We start from the raw sequence: 17680 nt of genomic DNA on the forward strand, positions 1-17680 counted from the left end.
ACCTCCCTCCCTTGTGTGCCTGCCCAATCCGGCAGTGGGCACGGTGTCAACCATTCAGATCTGCGAGCCGCTGACGGAGTGGCGCCGAGGTGATGAGGAGGGCTTTGACGCGGCTTACCGCGCCCTGTGCGTCGACTGCGACGAGGTCTGGATACGGAACGACTAGCTTTCGGTCTCACCGGGTCGGTTGGCGGTCCAGGCGGCCCGGCTGATCGCGTGGACGTTGTTCGCCTTCCATGGACCGACGTCGGCGATCTCGCGGAAGGTCATCCCGAGCTTGTGGGCGATCGTGTTCATGCCCGCGTTCTCCTGGTGTGTGGCGGTGATCAGCTCTTCGACGTCGAGGTGGGCGAACCCGAAGTCGAGCGCCGCCGTGATCGCTTCGGTGCCCAGGCCCTGGCCCCAGCGGTCGCGGCGGATTGATACCGCGACCTCGACACCCGGCCAGCCCTGCGCGAAGTAGGTGCCGGCGCGGCCGAGGAACTCCCCGCTGGCCCGGTCCTCGACCGCCCACATGCCGTGCCCGCGGATCGCCCACATGCCGATCAGATGGGTGACCAGCCGCTCGGTGCCGGCCCGGTCGAACGTGCCGTCCAGGTAGCGCATCGTCTCCGGGTCCGCGTTCATCGCCGCGTAGGGGTCCAGGTCGGCGGCCTTCCAGCCGCGCAGCACCAGCCGTTCGGTGAGCACGGTGGGGATGGTGACGACGGTCGGGGTTCCGTAGTGGAGGGTCATGGTCACGCCTGGCCCGTGGTCAGTTCGAGGCGGGGGCGTGCCTGCCAGCGGTCCCAGAAGTCACGGACGGGTTCGACGGTGGGGTGGCCGGTGAACGCTATGGCGATCTCTGCGACCCGGTCGGAGACCGAGGCGGTGGGCCGGGTGTCGAGCATGTCGACGACCTTCCCGGCCATGGTCGCGGCTTCGTCGATCTCGGGCTGTTCACGGGCGGTGAGGCTTGCCGCGACCGCGAGCAGCGCGTGGCCGTAGTCCTCGAAGCCGCCCGCCTGCCCGCCTTCGTAGGCGGCGAGCGCGGCGCGGGCGATCGGCTCCGCCTCGACACCACCGCCGATCCGGGTCAGGACTCCGGCGTACATCATCTCGGCGGCGGCTGGGCCGAACGGGCTGATCCCGGGCTGCAGCGGCAGGTCCGTGACCGACGTGCGCATCCGGTTCAGCGCCGCGCGGGTGCCCTCGGCGTCGCCGAGCGCGCCGAGGGCTCGTGCTTCGTAGCTGGCGATCCGGGCGCGGGTGTACGGGTTGTCCGCCACGACGGCGGTCTTCCGTGCCGAGACGGCGGCTTCCTGGTAGCGGCGGCCGTAGAACGCCAGCGTCGTCACCATCTCCCCGACCGAGGCGGTGAGCACGACGTCGTCGGTCTGGCTGGCGTGGTCCTCGGCGAGGCGGATGAACCGGCGGGAGGCCAGGGTGTCCCCGAGGTTGAACGACAGCCGCGACAGCATGTAGGAGGCGTAGCCGGCGGCGACGGTGAGGCGGGTCTGCGGGCGGGCCCGGCCGCTGCCGTTCATCAGATGGTGGTGCGCCGACTTCCACGTCTTCCACACCTTCGGCGCGAGCCGCTGGTGCGGTTCGACGGTGAACGCGACAGTGTGCGCGTTGATCGCGTCGTCGATCTCGTCGAGAGTCAGCACGTCGGGTGCGGACGAGGTCCACTCCCGGTACATCTGGGCGGCGACGAGGCTCGCGGCGGCGAGTTCGAACGCCTGCCGGCGGTTGGCGTCCACGGGTTCCTCCTGCCTGCTCGGGTCGAGCCCCAGATCCCGGGCCCGCTTCTCCCTGACAGCCTCGTCCCGCAATCGCCGGATGGCTCCCCCTGCGGCCAACGCCGTGTCCAGCGCGTCCGCGAGGTCCGCGGACGGGATCTCCTGGCCGTTGACAGCGCGGGAGATCTGCTGGCGCTTGAAGCCGGTGCGGGCTTCGAGCCGGCTGTTGTTGGTCCGATGCTGATCACGCAGTGTCCGCAGCAGATCGGCCAGGTTGGCGAGTGCGTCGTTTCGCTGACCAGCTTGCACCTTCGGCCTCCCCGTCGACGCCTTCGCAGGTGGATGCAACGAGCTGTTGCATGCACGCAACGAGCCGTTGCGTTCTGTTGCTCCGTTTGGGCGCAGTGTGTCATGGGTGCTGCGCGCGGTGAACACGCCGATCCGATCCCGTCCGTTCCACCAGCTCAGGGCGGATGAACCCCGGGTCGTGCCGTGTCGCTGCTTCTGCTCCCGCCGGGCCTGGGCCGAGTCGTGCGGCCTGGGTTCGGCGGGCTCCACCCGTCCACACCGATCGCATCGTTTCGAGGAACCCGTGTCTGTTGCGCCCACCGGCATGCCTGTCCCGGCCGTCCCACGATGGCGGCGCCCGTCCACGCTCGACCCGACGGTGCACGATGCCGTCGAAGTCGCCCTCGACGATCACCGCGTGTTGATCAGGTCGAGTCTGGGGCCGTCGGTGCGGACCACCCCCGGCGCGTTCGGGGACTTCGTCCGCGCGGTCAAGCGCGGCGAGTACGACGACCTGCTCGGCGAGGTGGCGTGATGCCCGCCTCGGCGCAGGCGTCGATCGCGCTGCTGCACACGGCCATGGTCGACCTGGTACTGGCGAAGGAGCCCGTCTCCGCCCCGGTCGTGGCCGCGTTGCGGGCCGTGCCCCGGGACCTGTTCCTGCCCGACGCCTCCACCGAGGAGGCCTACAAGGACGACGTCGTCGTCACGAAATGGGATGTCTACGGAGCACCGCTCAGCGCGGTGTCGCGGCCCTCCACCGTCGCGGCGACGCTCGAGCAGCTCCGGGTCGAACCCGGCCAGCGGATCCTGGAGATCGGCTCTGGCGGCTACACCGCGGCGCTGCTGGCTGAGCTGGCCGGGCCTACCGGCCACGTCACCACCATCGACATCGACCAGTCCGTAGTCCACCGCACCCACGCCTGCCTGGGCAAAGCCGGCTACACCGACGTCACGGCACTGATCAACGACGGGTACTTCGGGTTCCCGCTCCGCGCCCCCTACGACCGGATCGTCGTCACCGTCGACGCACCCGACATCCCGCGGGCCTGGACCGCCCAGCTCGTCCCCGGCGGACGCATCGTCATCCCGCTGCAGCTACGGGGCCTGCTGCGCACCGTCGGGTTCACCTGGGACGGCGAGGTTCTGACCTCGGACTCGATGCGGCCGTACGGCTTCGTCCGTCTCCAGGGTGCCGGCGCTCGTGCCTCCTTGCCCCGGATGATCCGCCTGGCCGACGGGATCCGCCTTGACGTCGACGACGGTCAGGAGGCTGATCCCGATGCGCTTCGCGACGCGATCAGCGGGGCGAGCCACACCCACTCCACCGGGGTGACCCTCTCCCCCTCCGCGGATGACCTGCCGGGCCTGGACCTGTGGCTGGCCACTGTGCAGCCCACCTACGGCCGGCTCCACGGCACCGACGCCTCCGCCGGAGCCGAACTGCCTGCGCCCACGAGTCCGGCCGAGGTGTCTGCCTGCTGGTCGGACGACAGCCTCGCCTTCCTGACCTTCACCCCGACGGGCGGGACCGGCGAGGAGATCGGGGTTGTCGCGTACGGCCCCGACCGGTACCGGCTCGCGGACCTGCTCACCCACGACATCCGCGTGTGGGACGCCGAGCGGCGCGGTAGCCCGGACCCCACCATCCGCGTCTACCCCACCGATGCCGGCCGCGCCTCGGCGCCGCCCGGTCGGCTCCTCACGAAACCATCAGCCCAGCTCCTGATCACCTGGGACTGAAACCCAACCATCCGACGATCACGAGAGGAGAACGGTGTTGAGCGACGCGCATGGGCATCAACAACCGCCCGAAGCCGACGAGAAAGCACACGCTGAGGATCTGCGGGCCCGCCTCGTGGATGACCTCGTCGCGGCGGGCTCGATCAAAACGAAGGAGGTCGAATCCGCGTTCCGCGCGGTGCCGCGGCACCTGTTCGCTCCCGAGGCGTCGCTCCAGGACGCCTACGCCGACGACATCGTGCGGACCAAGCAGGACCAGCACGGCATGACCGTCAGCTCGGTCTCCGCTCCCTGGCTGCAGGCCACGATGCTCGAACAGGCCGGGATCACCCCCGGCATGCGGGTCCTCGAAGTCGGCTCCGGGGGCTACAACGCCGCCCTGATCGCGGAACTCGTCGGCCCGACCGGCGCGGTGACCACCATAGACATCGACGCCGACGTCACCGAACGAGCCCACCACTGCCTCGCGGCGGCAGGCTACGACCAGGTCCACGTCGTGCTGGCCGACGCCGAGCACGGCGTCCCCGAGCAGGCGCCCTACGACCGGATCATCGTCACCGCGGGCGCCTGGGACATCCCACCCGCCTGGACCGATCAACTCGCCCCGGACGGCCGGATCGTCGTCCCCCTGCGGATGCGGGGGCTGAGCCGGACGGTCGCGCTCACCCCCCGCGACGGCGTTCTGGTCAGTCTCGACCACCAGATGGCCGGCTTCGTGCCCGTGCGCGGCGACGGCGCCCATCCCGAACGCCTCGTCCCGCTTCACGATGCCGACGTGGGCCTGCGGTTCGACGAGCAGGCTCCCGAACTCGACGCCGCCGCCCTGCGGGCCGCGCTGCTCACCCCGCGGGTCGAGGCGTGGTCGGGGGTGCGGTTCGGCGGGATGGAGCCGTTCGACGGGTTGCTGCTGTGGCTTGCCAGCACCCTCGACAACTACGGCCTGCTCTCCCGCGCCCGCTCCCAGACCGCGCGAGACCTCGTCGACCCCGTCTCCCCGATCGGCACGCCCACCGCCGTGGAAGCGGACAGCTTCGCCTACCTCACCCTGCGAAAGGTCGAGGACGGCGACGACACCTACGAGTTCGGCGCCTACGCCCACGGTCCCCACGCCGCCCGCCTCGCCGACCTGGTCGTCACACAGGTCCAGGCCTGGCACCGAACCCACCGCGACGCGTCGCCGGCCACGATCAGCGCCTGGCCGGCCACAACTCCGGCAGAGGCGCTTCCGCCCGGCCGGGTGATCGCCAAGCGCCACCGCATCGTCGTCCTGAGCTGGTCCTGACCAGCACAGCGACGCGTTCACCACCCCTTCCGAAGGAAAGGCATCGCCATGACTCCTGCCCACTCAACCGCCCCGGCTCCGCTCCCCCTCGCCGGCGACTACGACCTGGACGTCGAGATCGTCGACGGCGGCCCCGTCATCCCCGAACTGCTGCGATCCACCAGCGACAACTGCGGCAAGACCTGCTCTTCGGCCTGCACCAGCTGCAAGCAGAACTGATCCTCCGCCGCTGAGAGGTGCGCGATGTACCGCAGCCTTGACGTTCCGCTGCTACGGATGGCGGTGGTCCCCGCCGATGTCGACCTGCCGCCATGGCCAGCCCTCGACGACAACACCGACGGCGCCGTAGCCGGCTGGACGGATTGGCTGCGGGACATCTGGGCGCGGCCCGTGTTCGCCGACGCGATGACGCTCGCCAGCCCGTCGTTGGCGGCGCGGGTCGTGTCGGTCTTCGACCGGCAGTGCCACGATCGGCGGGCGGTCCGGCGGGCTGTCACGGCGACAGCCCGGTACGTGTTGCGGATGACCGGGCGTGCCACCCCGTTCGGCCTGTTCGCCGGGGTCGGGCCCGCGGGTTTCGGCGCGCGGGCCCATGTTCGGCTCGGCGACGACCATCGGGTTCACGCCCGGCCGGGCGGCGGCTGGCTCGCCGCGCTCGCCGACGACCTGGAAGCATTCGACACGCTGCTGCGGCGGCTTCGGGTCGCCGCGGACGGGCTGCCGGTCGCCCGGGGCGACCGGTTGTTCATCGGCCCTGTTGTCCGGCCCGGCGACGATGCCGGGGAGGAGACGGTGGTCGAGGTGTCGGTGCGCCGCACCCGGGCTGTGGAAGCCACATTGCGCCAGACGGCCAGCTCGCTGCCCGTCCCCGAGCTGGTCGCTCGCCTCGCCGCCGACGCACCCGCCTCCGCTATCGGCCAGATCGAGACCATGGTGATCGAGTTGGTCCGCCGCCGGTTCCTGCACACGCCCCTACGCCCGGCGACAACCATCACCGATCCACTCAGTGAAGTCGCCGACCAGTTGGCCGCGGCCCGGATTGACGATCTGCCCCCACGCGCCGGCCGTCTCAACGTGATCGGCGACCTGCAAGACCTGCTCGCCCACCACGACAACTCGAGCTCCGCCTCGCACCGTCGCGCGCTGCGCTCGCAGGCAGAGGCGCTTCAACGGCGCGTTGTTCCCAGCGCTGACCCGGATCTCGACGTAGGCCTCGTGTTGAACGCGGACGTGGTCCTGCCGGCGGCTGTCGCCGAGGAGGCAGGGGCCGGCGCTCGGGCGCTCGCCCGGCTCACGCCGCCGACCGCCGTCCCCTCGGGGTGGGCGGACTGGCACGAAGCCTTCCTGGAACGCTACGGTCCCGCCGCCCTCGTCCCGTTGCTGGAAGCCGTCAACCCTGACACCGGCCTCGGCCTACCCGCCACCTTCCGCGGCTCCACACGCACCCACCGCCCCGGCGGGAGCGCCGCCCGCGACCAGCGCCTGGCCGCACTCGCGCAGCGAGCGGCCCTGGACGGCGCGCTCGAGGTACGCCTCGAGGGCACCGACATCACTGTTCTGGCCGGCGACACCGCACCGGCTCGGGTTCCGCCACATGCCGAACTCATCGCCGAAGTCCACGCCCACGACCTGACAGCACTGTCGCGCGGCGCGTTCACCCTGCGGGTCACCGGCGGCGGACGCGCCGCCGCGACCACCACCAGCCGTTTCCTGCACCTGCTCGACTCCGCATCCTTCGACCGGTTCCGCGACACCTACGCCGCCCTGCCCACCATGCGGGCCGGCGCGACAGCCGCGCAGGTGTCCTGTCCGCCGCTTCCCGCAGCCACCATCGGCGTGGCCCGATCGCCACGGCTCACCGACACGGTGATCACGCTCGCCGAGTATCACGACGCCGGCCCAGGCGTACTGCGCCCGGCCGACCTGGCTGTCGGGGCCGACGCTGAAGGGCTCTATCTGGTGTCGCTGCCCGACCGGCGCCTCGTCGAGCCGTTCGCCGCGCATGCGGTGGAGTTCCGGTACCACACCCACCCGCTGACACGGTTCCTGTGCGAGCTACCCACCGCCCGCGTCGCCGTCTCCATCCCGTTCTCCTGGGGCGCTGCCGGTGGGCTGCCGTTCCTGCCCCGGCTCGTTCATCGGCGCACCGTGCTCGCCCCGGCCCGCTGGAACCTCACAGCCGCCGACCTGCCCGGCCGCGCCGAGCCGGCGAAGGAATGGCTCGAGGCACTGGCCAGCTGGGGCGGCGCGATCCCAGTGCCCACGCGGGTCCAGCTCGTCGAGACCGACAACCGATTGCGCCTCGACCTGCACGTCGACACCCACCTCGCCCTGCTACGCGATCACCTGCACCGCCACGGCTCCGCTCGACTCGACGAGGACGCCGCCCCGGGCGCCTTCGGCTGGCTCGACGGCCACGCCCACGAACTGGTCATCCCGCTGGCCAGCACCGCCGCACCCCTGCCGGGGCCGGCACCGGAGCGCCTCGCGGCAACCGTGCCCGCTGCTCGGTCGGATGCCCAGCTACCCGGTGTGTCGCCGTGGCTGTCGGCCCGGCTCTACGGCCACCCCGACCGGGCCACCGATCTCCTCACCCGCTTCCACGACCTCATGGACGCGTGGCCCGACCCGCCCGCGTGGTGGTTCCTGCCCTACCGCGACACCGAGCCCCACCTGCGGCTACGCCTCGCCATCACCGAACGTGGCGGCTACGGGCCGGCGGCCACACGGCTGGGAACCTGGGCGGCGGCACAGCGCGAGGCCGGACTGCTGTCCCACCTCCACCTCGACACCTACCAACCGGAAACCGGCCGCTACGGCTACGGCCCGGCGATGACCGCAGCCGAAGCCGTGTTCTCCACCGACTCCGCCGCCGCCCTCRCCACCCGCCGCCTCGCCGCCAGCGCCCGCCTGCCCGTCGAAGCGCTCACCGTCGCCGGCCTGGTCGACATGGCCATCGCCTTCACCGGCGCAACTTCCACGGGCATGCGGTGGCTTCGTGACGTGCTGCCCCACGAGCCCGCCCGCGTCCCACGGACGGAACGCACCACCGCACTGCACCTGGCCAACCCCGCAGATGGCTTCGCCCATCTGCGGGCCGTGCCCGGGGCCGACACCGTGTTGTCCGCCTGGCAGACACGGGCAGCAACACTGGCCGCCTACCGGAATGCCCTCGCCGCGCAGCGCCCGCCTGACCAGGCCTTGGCCTCGCTGCTGCACCTGCACGCCGTCCGAACCCTCGGCCTGAACCCCACAGCCGAACAGACCTGCATCGCCCTCGCCCGAGCCACAGCCGCACGGGCCCTCGCAACCACCGAAGCGACCGCCCCATGATCGACCGCAATCAGGCCGCCGCCACCGCAACCAGCCTCGCCACCCGCCTCACCATCCCGGCCCGTGGCGAACTCGGGCAGACCGCGCAGTCGCTCGCCGACGGAGCAGCCGGCATCGCCCTCCTCCACGCCGAACGAGCGCACGCCAGCGCCAAGCACTGGGAGTCCGTCCAGCCGTGGCTGACCGCAGCCACCGCCGGCCGCGTCAGCGTGTCGATGAACAGCTCGCTCTACGGCGGCGCCCCGGCGGTCGCGTTCGCCCTCCACACCGCCGCCGGGCAGACCCGCCGCTACACCACAGCGCGCACCGCGCTCGACCAGGCCGTCGCCACCATCGCCCACCGCCGCGTTGACGCCGCCAACGCCCGCATCGGCCGAGGTGAACCGGTCCGGTTCACCGAGTACGACGTCATAAGCGGGCTGACCGGCATAGGCGCCCACCTTCTCGCCCACGCCCCTGGCGACGACGCCCTCGGCCGCATCCTCACCTACCTCGTCCGCCTCACCACCCCCATCAACCTCGACGGAGAAGGACTGCCCGGCTGGTGGTGTAGCCACGACCCGTCCCAGGGCAACGCGCCAGAATTCGCCGGTGGGCACGCCAACCTCGGCATGGCACACGGCGCCGCCGGCCCGCTGGCCCTGCTCGCGCTCGCCGCCCGCGCTGGGATACGAGTCGACAGTCAGACCGACGCGATCAACGCGCTGTGCACCTTCTATGACCGATGGCGCCAAGACACCCCCAACGGCCCTTTCTGGCCCCAGTGGATCAACCGTGCCGACCAGCGGGCCGCAAGACCGACCCAGCCTGGCCCCGGCCGTCCGAGCTGGTGCTACGGCACCCCTGGGATCGCCCGCGCCCTCCAACTCGCCGGCCTCGCCACCGGTGACACCACCCGCCAGAACTTCGCCGAACAAGCGCTCGCCACCTGCATCGCCGACTCCGCCCGGCTCGCCCACCTCACCGAAGCCGGACTGTGCCACGGATGGGCTGGGCTCTATCAAACCGTCGCCCGCGCCGCCGCCGACGCCACCACCGACACCCTCAGCCGCCACCTRCCGACACTCGCCGCCTCCCTCCTGCTCTCCGCCCCTTCAACCAGCGGGCGGGCTGCTGGACTCCTCGAAGGAGAGGCCGGCATCGCCCTCGTCCTCCACAGCGTCGCCACCGGCACACCGGCCACCGGATGGGACAGATGCCTGCTGATCCATTGACCGTCCCCAGCCGGGCCGCCGGCACCGAACAGGCCGTACTCGCGGTGCTGGCCGGCATCCCGCTATCCACTGCGGCAGCCCATGCCTCCCTGCATGCCGACCAGCTTGCCGCAGCAGTCGCCACCTACCAGGCGGCAGGTCGCGCCGCGCTCGCAGTCCAAGGCGCCGCCTGGTTCCAGGTGCGCGTCGCGTTTCCCGACCCAGCGGACACAGAGACCGTCGCAGCCACCCACCTGGCACCTGTCCTGCGCCACACCCAGGCCACCGGCGCTGTCGACTCCTGGTGGTTCGTCCGCAAGTCGCCCGACTGGCGGATACGGCTTTCCCCAGCCAGCGGCCAATCTGTTGCGGAGCTCCGTGCCACCCTCCGCTCCGCCTTCGACGACCTGACCGCAGCCGGCACGATCCACACCTGGACGGAAGGGATCTACGAGCCGGAGGAATACGCCCTCGGCGGCGAGGTCGGCACCGACGTCGCGCACCGGCTGTTCACCGCCGACACCGGCCACATCCTCGACCGCATCCACAGCGAGATCACCAGCAGGACCCCGCCGGCTCTCGGCCGCCGCGAACTGTCGATGCTGTTGATCGTCACGCTCCTGCGCACCGCGGGCCTGGACTGGTACGAACGCGGCGACGTCTTCGACCGCGTCAGCCGCCTACGCCCTCCACCAGCAACATCACCCACCGCCGCCGAGGTTCAACGGCTGGCCACCGCTCTGCGCAGGCTGCTGACCGCCGACACCGACCCGGCAGGCGACCTGTTCGGCGCGGACCGACCGCTGGCCAACCTAAGGATCTGGGCCAGCGCCTTTCACAATGCCGGTCGGGCCCTTGGGAAGGCCGCATACGCCGGGACCCTGCGCCGTGGGCTACGCGACGTCCTCGCCCACCATGTGATCTTCCACTGGAACCGCCTCGGCCTGAATGCCGAGACCCAGGGCATACTCGCCGCCACAGCGCGCGAGACCATCCTCCGCGCTCCCGCACTCCCCGAAGCGCTAACGCCGCAGGCACGCTGATGTGGCCGCCGCCGAACGACGCAGACACCGTCACCCGCATGCGCGCAGCGCACGAACGCGCCAGCGCCGCCCTCCGGGTCACAGTCGACCGGACCCAGGCTGAGGAAGCGTGGGGCTTCGCCGGACGAACTCTCGGCCGACCGGTAATGACCCCCGACAGCCCAGGCTGGCTGCGGATCGCCGCCACCGAGGCCGGACAGCAGATCACCACGTTCTGGGACGGCGGACGCACCGCACAGCAGGCGCTGCCAGCATCCATTCCACGCCCAGCGCTACGCGGGATCCACGACCATCACCACGACAGCTGGGACTACCGCGCCGAGCTGTACGACCGCGTCCACGTCCGACCTCTCGCCGTCATCACCGTGCCGCGGCGGCTCACCGACTCACCGAACAGGCAATGGTTCCAGGCACTGCGCCACTCCCTGCRCATCCTCGCCACGGTCTCCACCGACCGGCGCACCATCGAGCAGTCCTACCTCGACGACGTCATGCCCAGGATGCTCGGCGAACCGATCACCACCACGGCGCCCRCACCGTGGGTAACCGCGCACGGAGACCTGCACTGGGCCAACCTCTGCGGCCCCACCCTCCGCGTGCTCGATTGGGARGGCTGGGGCCTGGCACCCGCCGGCTACGACGCCGCCACCCTCTATTGCCACAGCCTGCTCATGCCATCGCTCGCCGCACAGGTTCAGGCGCGCTTCGCAGACGTACTCTCCACCGAGAGCGGCMGGTACGCCGAACTGGCCGTCATCGCCGAGCTACTCGACACCGTCCGCTCCGGCACCGGTATCGATCACGCGGGGCTGCTGCGCATCCGCGCCACATATCTTCTCCGCCGCGCCATACCCCGCCCGAGAGAAGGCACCGTCACGAGGCCAGGACAGACATGACCCGCTGCAACGGCCATGCTCGGGAACAGCTCCACTGGGTAGTGTTCCGGGCCTGCCCTGGGGCCGAGCATCTGCCCCCAATGCCTGCGTGCGGTGGTGGACAGCTCTGGCCCCCCAGGGCTCGCCAGAACTGGCCCACAAGAAATCTCATCGCCACTGTGCCGGGAGGTGAAGCTGTCCCGCACCCGGCGGAGACCTGCAGGCAAGTCTCGCTATTCAGCGGAGGATCCCACATCGGCCAGAAGATGATCTGACGGTGATCTGACTGTTGTTGCGCATGCAACTTCTGTCAGATCACCGTCAGATCTCTACGGCCCTGCTCCACCTGCCCCGTGACTGCTCTCCGGACAGCCGCCGCGAGCCTGGCACCCACCGGCTACGACGCCGCCACCCTCCACTGCCACAGCCTGCTCATACCGAAGGTCGCCGCACAAGTCCGAGTCCACTTCACCCACGCGCCCACCACTGAAAGTGGCCATTACGCCCAACTGGTCGTCATCGCCGAACAACTCGACAGCGTCGACCTCGACCATGCCGGGCCACTACGAGCCCGCGCCGCCCACCTTCTCGGCCGTCCCGTTCCCCATCCAGCCGAAGGCACCCAGAGGCAACCTGCGCATGATCTTACGGTGATCCGACAGAGATTGCATACGCAACAACAGGCAGAGCGCCGACAGTCAGATCGCCATGATTCGAGATCAATMAGAAACGAAGTTGCGCGGTCTTATTTCTGGCAGGCGCGCCCCACTTGCCACRCATACGCACAATTGAATTAGGCCATCGCCAGCCCAACTGCCGGGTAACTAGGTTGCGCGGAATAGGAGTTCCGGGGCAGGTTCATCACCCTGAACTCGGAGATCCATTCATTCTATCTCCACTCCACTAAGCCCGCAGCTATCAGGCCCAGTCGCGCTGCTCCAGTGAGAGCCTCAGACCACGACTCCGGGGAAGCAAAAATCGCATCCCTCGCCTTCGGTGCRTCGAGTCGAAATCCGAAGCCGTAGAAGACAAGAGCACGACGATGATGGCGGACCGAATCAAGCCATTCCGCAGTAGAGAAATTCGTTGCGATGGCGCGAACGGCACCGCCAGCATCAACAAGTTCCAGCGTCCGATTGACTGCACGGACTACGGCGCCGGCAACCTCGGGAACACTTAGGTGATCTCCATAAACTCGCCGGAATCCCGAGTTGCAGATCCGTTGAATCTGTAATTCGACTATTTGCTCGCGGGTCACACCCGACACAACAATTTGCCGGTGCGGCTGGAGGAAAAGCACCGGAATAGTGAGATCACTAAACATTCGACTTTCAAGAAGGATGCGAGTTGTCGTTAGCCCTACATGCGCTAGCGCCGGATGGGAGCCAAGCACGGAAAAAGCATCCACCTTGACGTTCCGCAGCACCTTCTCTATCTCACGCAACGTACCCTCGTCGGCCAACTCGAGGAGTTCTTCTCCGCGCGCCTGTAGTTGATCATTATAGCTTCGACCAAAGATATGGAAGAGCCGCGCTGGCAGCGCTCTCAGAAGCAGTTCCCAGGGCATCGCATCATCTTCATTTTCAGCGAAGGAAACAGTGCTCAATGACTTCGCCTTTTTGATGAACTCACTCGAATCCCCGCGCACCGCCGCGGCAACGACCTCAATCAGCGCAATCCTTGATTGATCTTGAGACGTTAGAGTATCTCGGAAACCATCCAACCCGCAGCGATCGAGAAGAAGGCAGAGAAAATCGCCAGCCGCTTGATCCCCCAAAATGACCCACTGAAGGGCGCTCATCGAACCGACGTTGTGCACAAGATACTGGACCGAAAACTGGTGTAGCGATTGACGTCCCATGTATGCGGAAAAAAGATCGAACTCATCGGAGGCTTCGCTCCATCTACCCTGCATCACCAATGACTCGATCAGAAGACGGCGGGCTTCAACAATAGGCCTGGCGTGCGATCCATCGCCGTCTGCAAGGATCCTCCGAGAGGAACTCTCCGCTTCCGCAAGACGGCCGGCTTCCAAGTGAAACCCTACTGACGAAAGATCATTCATGAGCTCAGTAACTGGGGTAGAAGGCAGCTTCTGAATCAGATCAAGGAAGCGACCGTGTAGCGACTGCAGACGCATATCGCCCGGATCCCGGCGGACCTGAGATTGCAGAACAAAGAACGCATTCGTCGCAAGGTAAACGGCAGCGTCCGGCTCCTGCTGGGACATGGTATCAATATAGTTGTAGAGATCTTCAGTAAGGAGCTCGGACACGCGCCCATCAGGTACATCAATATCGCCATGTTGATATATTTTGGCAAGAATAATTCTACTTTGAATGGCAAGCAACTCGTTCGGGTTCTCAATCTTGGCTAGCCAGGCAAGCTCAAGTTCCAGCAGTTCGGCGGCCTCGGCCGCCCTACCCTGACTCTCATGGAACGCGGCAATATTTCCGATGAGCAGGGCCGAGATATTACTCTTGATGGAAAGTCTTCTAATATGGACCGCCAGTGAAATTGCATGCTGCGCGACGTCCCAAGTCCATTCCGAACGACCGACCTCCATGCCGACACTCAGCCATCGATCAACATGACAAGCCATTCTTGATATATAGGTCGATGCGACCCCATATTTCTCGATTTCACGCCGAAGAATATCTTGMAAAACCGAGTTCATCGACACGGTCGCATCGGTTCCTACATAATCATCAACAGTTGAGATGAGCGGTTCAGAGCGGCGAATAAACGAGATGTCTAAAAGCAATCTGATGTTTTCGTGCACAACACCGTCGGCCTCATCCATAACCATGGCGGTAWCGGGTCCACCCGGTACGCCTTCGGGTGGAATAAATGTAGCTACGATCGCGAGGTGTATCGGGATCCGAGACGGGCCGACAAAGCACATATGCCCCAGTAGATCCAGGGGGCGTAGCGGAACCCCAGTTTGCCGCTCGGCCGTGCGAACAAGGCGCTCAAGTCCGACTTGAACAGCCGAGACGAGCGTACGAGGGTAACCCAAGGGTAGCGAAGATGCGTCGTCCATAGCACGACTCAGAACCATCTCACGATAGTCCCCGATCCGCTCTAGATCAATCCCGCAGCTAACGATGTAGCCGCTTGCCAATTCAATGGCAAGCGGCCAATAGCCCAATACCTGCACCAGATCAGCAAGCGCTTCTGCGTGGCGTTCGACCTCTCCGGCAGAAATTCGGATTCGCCGCGCCAACAATCCTAGCGCCTCGTCGTGAGACATCGGTTCCACTTCGAACCGGCCTTGAAAATCGTTCCACCCATTGCGTCTCACTGAAGTGATGAGTATGTGACCTCGCCCGAACCTAGGTAGCCAGGAGCGAACACTATCCGGCGCGGCGTCGTCGAATACTATCATCCATCGACCCGGAAGTTGCTGCAAGATCACATGAACCCGCTCGCGAAGGAGACTAATTTCTATCTGATCTCCTCGATCATCCGTGGAATCAGCGAGAAATCGCCAAAGACGGAGATAGGATGCAACTAGAGAGTCTTCCGATGAAGCATCTACCCAGAACACTAGATCGTATCTGTACGCAAACGATGCAGTGAAGGCCGCAGCCAGGCTCGACTTTCCGATTCCTGATAGGCCTGTCAACACGCAGACTGAAGGTGAATTCTCCCGAACTCCGGGCGAGGAGAAGTTTTGACTGATCCGCTCGAGGAGCTCGTCGCGAGKAATATCGGGGATCGGAGGAACCGGCCCGGCGACTACGCCCCAGTCCCGTCGCCCGAGTGCCTCACCGAGAATATCTTCCTCAACAGAAACGTCTGCGCGAAACTCGGATAAGGTCCATCTGGAGGCGCTCGGATCGGCCGCCCGGCGGAGAGTCTCGGACACCAAGTAGCCCAAAACCAATCCACCCGAATGTTTACCCAAGCCAACTTGAGAGTTCAATCGAATGGATTTTATCGCGAAATGAAGATCCTCACGAATCTCGTCTATTTCGCGGTGATCGAATTCTATGGTTGAACGGCTCAAGCGCGCCAGATGCATCGGAGACAACGAGGTAACTCGGTCGAGCGATCTGGGCGCTCGGGCGAACAAGCCGGTGAGTCTGTAGTGCAAAGTGGCAGGGTTTCCTTCGCAGTCGCGGAGGCTTTTTGCGAATGCCTGACAAGTATCGTCCGGAACCGCCTGCGTGATAAGCTTGTACCGTTCAGATTCGGTTGCTGTCGCCAGTTTCACCAAAATGGAGAGTGCTTCGGGAGCACCGAGCCGACGCCCCGGCGTCGCACTCTTGACTTGTGCGGCTACCAAACATTTTCCTAGATCATCAACTAGATCAAAATCAACTGCATCCTGCCCACCGAGGGACGTCGGGTCAACCGGTCCCTCTACGCGACAGGCGTGATGTCTCGGCTTCTCGGAAGCAACCAAGATGGCTTCCAACGTTCGCAAATACTGGTATTGAAAGCCCCGAGCTGCTGCCCGGCCTCCGTCCAGTCGTGCCATCGTCTCGCTCCCCGTCGGACATGCGCCTGCCTTCCCGAACGGTACAACCATCCACCGACATGCATCTGCCGATCCACGATTCGTCCGTGACCAGGCTGCTGGAGCAGCTGCGTTCAGGACGTCACAGGTGGCCGCCGCGCGGTTCTGTGACCACCGACCCACTGGTCACTCGTGGCCGCCTCCCGGGCGGGGACACAGCCGCCGCAGGCGGGATACTCAAGAGATAGCTAGGTGTCCGCTGTCTCTTGAAGACCACGACCGTCATCACCCCCTCCAGGTTGACAATGCTGATCAAGCTGTGCCTGTCAAAGCGAAAGCGCCAGGCTACGACCTCGTCACGGCGTTGCGACCGTCGGGGCTCTACCCGCTTCGGTTGGATCGGGCGTCGCCAACCGCAGAACGCTCCCCGCGAGACGCGTTTGTCGACAGTCGTCTGAGGGCACCACGGTCTGGCGGGTGGTTTGAGGTGTCCGGCCGCTAATGCTCTGGCCGATACGTGCGCTGGGCCGGGCGGCTCGGCTCCCATGATCGCGGTCAGCAGCGTCAGACCGCCGGGATGAAGCGGCGGAAGGGTCCTGCGGGTGAATGCGGCAGTCCGATCAGGTGGGTGCCGGATACCGGTTCGGTGCTTGCGAGGTGGCTGCCGAGCAGGGAGGTGAGGCTGGCGGCGACGGCAGCGATGTCGGCAGCGGAGCCGTGGAAGGTGGGTACCGAGCAGCCCCGGGTCGGAATGAGTTCGTCCTGAGCGGACAYGTCTTTCCAGAAGGTGTGGAAAGGCTCCAGTGCGCCGTTGGCGATGACTCGTCTGCCGGCCTGCTGGTCGATTGTGTAAGGCCCAGCAGGAGTARCAGGGTCGCTGACGGTGAGCAGTCCGAGAGTGCTGGTTCCCGCGTCTGTTGCGACCTGGGCGAGCAGTGGGCGCACCGTCGCTGGAGCCAGGTCGTCGAGCAGTTGACCGATGGCGCGAGAGATGGTGGCGTCGATGACGAGGTCAGCCTCCGCGAGGAGCGTGGCGAAGTTGTCTGGGATGAGCCCGACATACGCCTCGAGTTCGATGTCGTCGCGGATGGCGGCGAGGCGCTTTCGCAGTGCCTCTACTTTCGCTTCGCCGATGTCGTCCTCGGTGAAGTCCTGAYGGACCAGGAGTCCTCCGGTGACGGTGCCAGGGTCGCAGAGGACGAGGCGTCTGGCGCCCGCGCGGGCGGTGAACTCCGCGATCCAGGACCCCAAACCCCTCTGTGTCAGTCTCGGGTGAGACATCCGCTGGGTGCGGGTTGGCTACAGAGGGCGTGATCGGAGATCCTCGTGTTCGTGGAGTCAGAGTCCCAGGAGCGTCCTGGCCGGTCCTCACCGCGTGACCCGGCGCCGCGTCCGTCGCGGCGGGTGTTCAGCACGGCGTACAAGCTGCGGATCGTCGCCGAGTACGAGAACGCCCCGCACGGGGAGAAAGGTGCGATCCTGCGCCGGGAGGGATTGTTCTCGTCGCATGTGGTGGAGTGGACCCGTGCCCGTGATGCGGGTGCTCTCGGGGGATCGGGCGTTGCGGCCCGCGGTCCTGCGGAGAAGAAGCCGGGGAAATCGGCGGAGCAGATCGAGGTGGAGAAGCTGCGGCGGGAGAACGAGCGGCTAAAGGCACGTCTCGTGACCACGGAGACCGCACTGGACATCATGGGAAAAGCGCGCGCGCTCTTGGAACAGATCTCCGAGAGCGCGGAC

General features: G+C 66.9%; 13 protein-coding genes. 9 read left to right on the top strand and 4 right to left on the bottom strand.

Annotated features, from left to right (window positions below):
• Positions 1–162: 162 nt before the first annotated feature.
• Positions 163–735, bottom strand: a complete 573-nt coding sequence (locus BL254_RS10925) for a GNAT family N-acetyltransferase (protein ID WP_047222961.1) — start codon at positions 733–735, stop codon at positions 163–165.
• A 2-nt stretch (positions 736–737) separates the two neighbouring features.
• Entirely contained in the window at positions 738–2030 is a 1293-nt protein-coding gene (locus BL254_RS10930; protein ID WP_047223044.1) for a hypothetical protein, read from the bottom strand.
• A 283-nt stretch (positions 2031–2313) separates the two neighbouring features.
• Here BL254_RS10930 and BL254_RS10935 point away from each other — a divergent pair, with 283 nt between their 5' ends.
• The 8 genes from BL254_RS10935 (at position 2314) to BL254_RS10970 (ending at position 11499) form a co-directional block, all read left to right on the top strand.
• Positions 2314–2544, top strand: coding sequence for a DUF397 domain-containing protein (locus BL254_RS10935; RefSeq protein WP_235433486.1), 231 nt, complete (start codon positions 2314–2316; stop codon positions 2542–2544).
• Complete coding sequence (fxlM, locus tag BL254_RS10940; RefSeq protein WP_047222963.1) at positions 2544–3752, top strand: methyltransferase, FxLD system; 1209 nt, start codon at positions 2544–2546, stop codon at positions 3750–3752. The genes BL254_RS10935 and fxlM (BL254_RS10940) overlap by 1 nt, the downstream gene beginning before the upstream one ends.
• A gap of 37 nt (positions 3753–3789) precedes the next feature.
• Positions 3790–5034, top strand: a complete 1245-nt coding sequence (gene fxlM, locus BL254_RS10945) for a methyltransferase, FxLD system (protein ID WP_076843228.1) — start codon at positions 3790–3792, stop codon at positions 5032–5034.
• A 48-nt stretch (positions 5035–5082) separates the two neighbouring features.
• Entirely contained in the window at positions 5083–5253 is a 171-nt protein-coding gene (locus BL254_RS10950; RefSeq protein WP_076825254.1) for an FxLD family lanthipeptide, read from the top strand.
• Between the two features lie 24 nt (positions 5254–5277).
• The gene (locus BL254_RS10955; protein ID WP_076843229.1) at positions 5278–8367 is read left to right on the top strand and encodes a lantibiotic dehydratase; all 3090 of its coding nucleotides are present in this window, start codon (positions 5278–5280) and stop codon (positions 8365–8367) included.
• Positions 8364–9581, top strand: coding sequence for a lanthionine synthetase C family protein (locus BL254_RS10960; RefSeq protein ID WP_047222965.1), 1218 nt, complete (start codon positions 8364–8366; stop codon positions 9579–9581). The genes BL254_RS10955 and BL254_RS10960 overlap by 4 nt, the downstream gene beginning before the upstream one ends.
• Positions 9563–10603, top strand: coding sequence for a thiopeptide-type bacteriocin biosynthesis protein (locus tag BL254_RS10965; protein WP_047223046.1), 1041 nt, complete (start codon positions 9563–9565; stop codon positions 10601–10603). Before BL254_RS10960 ends, BL254_RS10965 begins: the two co-directional genes overlap by 19 nt.
• A gap of 146 nt (positions 10604–10749) precedes the next feature.
• Positions 10750–11499 carry a hypothetical protein gene (locus BL254_RS10970; RefSeq protein WP_254858002.1) on the top strand — a complete coding sequence of 250 codons (750 nt, stop codon included), beginning with the start codon at positions 10750–10752 and terminating at the stop codon, positions 11497–11499.
• Between the two features lie 868 nt (positions 11500–12367).
• On the opposite strand, the gene BL254_RS10980 is transcribed toward BL254_RS10970, so the two are convergent.
• The gene (locus tag BL254_RS10980) at positions 12368–15964 is read right to left on the bottom strand and encodes an NB-ARC domain-containing protein (RefSeq protein ID WP_175648347.1); all 3597 of its coding nucleotides are present in this window, start codon (positions 15962–15964) and stop codon (positions 12368–12370) included.
• Positions 15965–16507: 543 nt separating this feature from the next.
• Positions 16508–17194 carry a ThiF family adenylyltransferase gene (locus BL254_RS10985; RefSeq protein ID WP_076843232.1) on the bottom strand — a complete coding sequence of 229 codons (687 nt, stop codon included), beginning with the start codon at positions 17192–17194 and terminating at the stop codon, positions 16508–16510.
• 75 nt (positions 17195–17269) lie between these two features.
• Between BL254_RS10985 and BL254_RS29360 the strand changes: the two genes are divergently transcribed.
• The coding region (locus BL254_RS29360) for a transposase (protein WP_076843233.1) at positions 17270–17680 on the top strand (411 nt) is incomplete at its 3' end.

The organism is Protofrankia sp. BMG5.30 (genome assembly GCF_001983005.1).
Taxonomy (GTDB): domain Bacteria; phylum Actinomycetota; class Actinomycetes; order Frankiales; family Frankiaceae; genus Protofrankia; species Protofrankia coriariae.

What these genes read in the sequence shown, in the direction of transcription:
- BL254_RS10925 (WP_047222961.1), bottom strand. Translation starts at nt 735, where the DNA reads ATGACCCTCCACTACGGAACCCCGACCGTCGTCACCATCCCCACCGTG.
- fxlM (WP_047222963.1), top strand. Translation starts at nt 2,544, where the DNA reads ATGCCCGCCTCGGCGCAGGCGTCGATCGCGCTGCTGCACACGGCCATG.
- BL254_RS10950 (WP_076825254.1), top strand. Translation starts at nt 5,083, where the DNA reads ATGACTCCTGCCCACTCAACCGCCCCGGCTCCGCTCCCCCTCGCCGGC.
- BL254_RS10965 (WP_047223046.1), top strand. Translation starts at nt 9,563, where the DNA reads ATGCCTGCTGATCCATTGACCGTCCCCAGCCGGGCCGCCGGCACCGAA.